At 74.8% G+C, this 4,312-nt stretch carries 3 protein-coding genes and 1 pseudogene; 1 reads left to right on the plus strand and 3 read right to left on the minus strand.

Annotated features, from left to right (window positions below):
• Nucleotides 1–161: 161 nt before the first annotated feature.
• The 3 genes from AOK11_RS34440 to AOK11_RS34450 all read right to left on the minus strand — a co-directional run bounded on the left by AOK11_RS34440 (nucleotide 162) and on the right by AOK11_RS34450 (nucleotide 3,851).
• Nucleotides 162–2,444, minus strand: a complete 2,283-nt coding sequence (locus tag AOK11_RS34440) for an ABC transporter permease (RefSeq protein WP_055597590.1) — start codon at nucleotides 2,442–2,444, stop codon at nucleotides 162–164.
• Nucleotides 2,445–2,589: 145 nt separating this feature from the next.
• Nucleotides 2,590–3,339, minus strand: a complete 750-nt coding sequence (locus AOK11_RS34445) for an ABC transporter ATP-binding protein (protein WP_055597591.1) — start codon at nucleotides 3,337–3,339, stop codon at nucleotides 2,590–2,592.
• Nucleotides 3,336–3,851 carry a PadR family transcriptional regulator gene (locus AOK11_RS34450; RefSeq protein WP_055597592.1) on the minus strand — a complete coding sequence of 172 codons (516 nt, stop codon included), beginning with the start codon at nucleotides 3,849–3,851 and terminating at the stop codon, nucleotides 3,336–3,338. Before AOK11_RS34450 ends, AOK11_RS34445 begins: the two co-directional genes overlap by 4 nt.
• Before the next feature lie 168 nt (nucleotides 3,852–4,019).
• Between AOK11_RS34450 and AOK11_RS34455 the strand changes: the two are divergent.
• Nucleotides 4,020–4,312, plus strand: a pseudogene (locus AOK11_RS34455) (ABC transporter substrate-binding protein); the annotation flags it as partial.

The following is a 4,312-nucleotide window of genomic DNA, read 5'->3' on the forward strand; positions in this document are numbered from 1 at the left end:
CCCGCAGTCCCCGTACGCCCTGAGCACCCCCGGCAATCCGTACGCCCCGCCCGCGCAGAACCCCTACGCGGGCTGAGCCGCCGGGCACCCGGAGCCGTCGGACCAGAGGCATCGCCCCGCCCGGGCGCCCCGCCCCGTCACTCCGTCACTCCGCCACTCCGTCACGCGACCGCGCTCAGCGTGTCCGCGAGGCGGCGCCGGGCCGCGCGGGCGGCCGGGAGGGCGGCGAGGACGGCGGCGCCCAGCACCGCGGCGGCGCCGAGCAGCACCAGGAGCCCGGGGGAGGGCCCTCGGGCGATTCCGGCGCCGACGCCGCTCGACCGTCCCTGGGCGTCGATCAGCCAGTGCGCCAGCGGCAGCCCCAGCCCCATGGCGACGAGCACGGCGGCCAGGGCCGTGCAGGAGGTGGCCGTGACCGTGATCGCGGTGATCTGCCGCGGCGAGAGGCCGATCGCCTTGAGGGCGAGCAGGTCCCGTTCGCCCTCGCGGACCGTGCCGCCGATCGCGGTGAGCAGCTCGATCAGCCCGATCAGCGCGAGTACGGCGATCAGCCCGACCATGACCGCGCGCAACGGGGACAGTCCCTCGGCCGGGTCGGCCACGGCATGCACGTCGAGCCGGCCGTCCCCGGCCCCGGCCAACCGTTCGGCGACGGCGCCCGGGTCGGCGCCGGGAACCAGCCGCAGCTGGTAGAGGTCGGGCTCCAGAGCGGGGTCGTTGCCGCGGAGGGTGTCGAGCGAGGTGGAGACGACCCGTCCGGCGTTCTCCGGCTCGATGCTGCGGCCGACGATGTGCAGGACCTGCGGCCGGTCGCCGACGGTCACCCGCACCCAGTCGCCGACCTGTACGTGCAGCAGGTCCAGGAGTCCCTGCCCGGCCACCGCCTCGTCGGGCCCGTGCGCGGCGCGGCCCTCGGCCAGGGTGAACGGGTAGGGCTCCTGGCGGGTGCCGAAGCCGCGCAGCGCGATCGTGGCGGTCTGGCCGGGGACCAGGGCGGCCACCTCCACGCCCGGGTGGGCGGCGGCGACCTGCGGATCGCGTTCCAGCAGGGCGCGGGCCTCCCGGTCGCCGAGCGAGGCGTCCGCGCGGACGCTGAGCGCGGCGGGCAGCCCCATCAGCTCCGGGCTGCTCCGGAAGCGGTCGATGGTGGTCCAGGCGCTCAGCGCCGTCACGATCAGCAGCAGCGGCAGCGCCAGCCTGGCCACCGTGCCCAGGGAGCGCGGACGGCGGGTGAACGCCTTGTGCCAGCCCAGGACCAGGGCGGGCGGCACCCCGGCCCCGAGCGCCCGTCGCGCCACGCCCGTCAGCCGGCCGGCCTCGGGCGCCGCCGGCCTCGGCACCGGCACCGGCGGCACCCGGCCCGCCCGCCACGCCGCCAGCCCGGTGGTGGCGCCGATGAACAGCACCGCCCCCACGGGCACCACGAACAGCGCCACGGTGTGTCCCGGCAGGCCCTGCCACACGCCGACCGCGTCTCCGAGCCGCCCCGGTATCCCCCTGCCCAGCGCCTCGGTCAGCGAGGCGGCCGCCACCGCGCCCAGCAGGGCGTAGCCGAGATGCTGAAGAAGGAAGACGCGCACGACCTGCCCCGGGGTGAAGCCGATCGCCTTGAGGACGGAGATGTCCCGCAGGTGCCCCCGGATCCGGGTGCTGATCGCCCCGTGCACCGCGAACCCGGCGGCGACCAGCGCGCCGAGCCCGAACAGGCCCAGGACCTGGCCGAGCAGCCGGTTGTCGCCCTGCGCCTCGGCCCGCGCCTGCTGCCAGGTGGAGACCTCCCCGATGGCGCCGGACCCCAGTACGGTCACCGCCCGCTGCACCACGTACCCGGTGTCGGCGGGATCGGTCAGCCGCAGCCCGGCCACCTGGCCGTCGGGGTCGGCCACGGCCGACGGCAGGGCCCACACCACGCCGGGCTGCTCCCCCGGCCGGTAGCGCGGTTCGGCGCTCTCGGCGACGCCCACCACGGTCAGGGTCCGTGCGGTGCCGGGCAGGGTGAGGGTGTCGCCGGGCGTGGTGAGCAGGGCGCGGGCGAGGCTGCTCTCCAGGACCACGCCGTCGGGCGTGGCGGGGTCCAGCCAGTGCCCGGAGGTGATCAGCGGGCGGCCGGTCCCGGGCCGGTCGACGGTGCCGCGCAGTTCGGCGGCGGCCCGGCTGCCGCGGGCGGCGAGGGTGACGGCGGCCGTGGGGAAGGGTCCGGCGACGGACTCCACCCCGTCCAGGTCCGCCAGCTTCGCGGCGTCGGCGGAGGCCGTGGTGTGCAGCGTGACATGCGCGCCGCGGGCCTGGGCGAAGGTCCGCTGCCAGGGGTTGGTCGCGTACCCGAACAGGGCCGTGGCCAGCAGCAGGGACGCGACGATGCCCGCGGTGGCCAGGACCAGGAACAGCGCCTCACCGCGGTGCGTGCGCAGATCGGAATGCGCCCAGCGCAAGCTCGCTCGCACCGGCGTCAGCCCCTTCGCCGGCGCCGGACGCCCGGACCGTCGTACATCCGCATGCCAGTCCTTCGTCAGTCCTTCGTCGGTTCCTTGTCGGTGCCGTCTTCCGTTCCGTGCCGGGCCGGGAATCGGTCCCCGGCCGCCTCTCGGTTCAGTCCCTGAGCTTCAGCACCCCGGACGTCCCCCGGCCGGGCGACGGTGTCCCGTCCAGTTCCGCGTCGTCGGCGATCCGTCCGTCGAAGAAGCTGATCACCCGGTCCGCGGCGCTCGCCAGCCGGGCGTCGTGCGTGACCAGCAGGATCGTCTGCCCGCGCCGGTGGAAGCGGGACAGCAGCCGCATCACCTCGCGGGTGCCCTTGCTGTCCAGGCTGCCGGCGGGTTCGTCGGCCAGAAGCAGCGGCGGGTGGTTGACCAGGGCACGGGCCAGCGCGACCCGCTGCTGCTCACCACCGGACAGCTCGCCCGGCATGCTCCGCTCCTTGCCCGTCAGGCCCAGCTCGGCCAGCAGTTCCTCCCGCCCGGCGCGGGCCTTCCTCGGCGGGGTCCCGGCGAGCAGCGCCGGCAGCTCGACGTTGTCGGCGACCGACAGGTTCGAGACGAGGTTGAAGAACTGGAAGACGATCCCGATGTGCTTCCTGCGCTCCACCGCCCAGCGGGCCTCGCTGTAGGCGTCGGTGCGCTCGCCGTCCAGCCAGATGCTGCCGGCGTCCGGGCGCTGGAGCCCGCCGAGCAGATGCAGCAGGGTCGACTTGCCGGAGCCGGACGGACCGGTGACCGCCACGAACTCGCCGCGCGTCACCCGCAGATCGACCCCGCGCACCGCGTGCGCCGGGGCTCCCTCGCCGTGGTGCGTCTTGACCAGGCCTTCGGCGCGCAGCACGGGAGCGGGACTCTCGCTCACTCCAGCTCCTCCAGCTCTTCCTGGCACCGCTCCAGCCAGTCGAGGTCGGCCTGCAGGTGCAGCATCGCGCCCTCGATCAGCAGATGGGCGACGCGGTTGTCCCGGTCTTCGGCAGCGGCCAGCTTCGACAACTGCCGCATGGTGTTGAGGTACTGGCGCCGCTGGCGGTTGATCAGGGCGATCCGGTCGGCGAGGCCGGTCTGCGGGGCGAGGGCCAGCTTCATGAAGAACTCGTCCCGCACCCGCGGCTCGTCCGCGGTCTCCTCGAACCAGGCGCGCAGCGCCTCCCGCCCGGCGTCGGTGAGGTGGTAGACCTTCTTGTTGGGCCGGCTGGACTGCTCGACGTCCTCGCCCTCGATCAGCCCCGACTTCTCGAGGCGGCCCAGGGTGACGTAGATCTGGCCGACGTTCGGCTGAGGGTACGCGGAGCCCAGCAGTTGCTCAAGGTCCTGCTTCAGCTCGTAGCCGTGGGCCGGGCCGCGGGCGAGCAGGGCCAGCAGGGACTGCCGCACTCGTGCTCTCCTCCCCGCGTCCTTCGTGCCAGGTGCGGCGCGCCCGGTTCCGTCTCCCGCGCGCCTCACACGATGTGCCGCACGCCCTAGTATCGCCGATACCTAACAGGTATACATGGCCACTGACCCCGGCAAGGGTGCCGGGTGCGGGTGCACAGGGAGGAACCTATGCGGTGGATCCATGCCGCCGGTAGGGGCCTTCTCGTCCTCCTCGTGCTCCTGGCCGTGGGTGTGGTCTCCGGGGCGCGGACCGACCGGGCCGCCTCCGGCGACGGGCGGGGCCCGCTCACCCTGGCCACCGCGGGGGACCTCACCGGCTATCTCGGCCCCCTGCTCGACGGCTGGAACCGCACCCACCCCGGCGAGGAGGTCACGCTCGTCGAGCTGCCCGACTCGGCCGACGAGACCCGCGCGCAGATGATCACGGACCTGCGCGACGCCGGCCGCGGCCGCTTCGACGT

This window comes from Streptomyces hirsutus, from assembly GCF_001418415.1.
Classification (GTDB): Bacteria; Actinomycetota; Actinomycetes; order Streptomycetales; family Streptomycetaceae; genus Streptomyces; species Streptomyces hirsutus.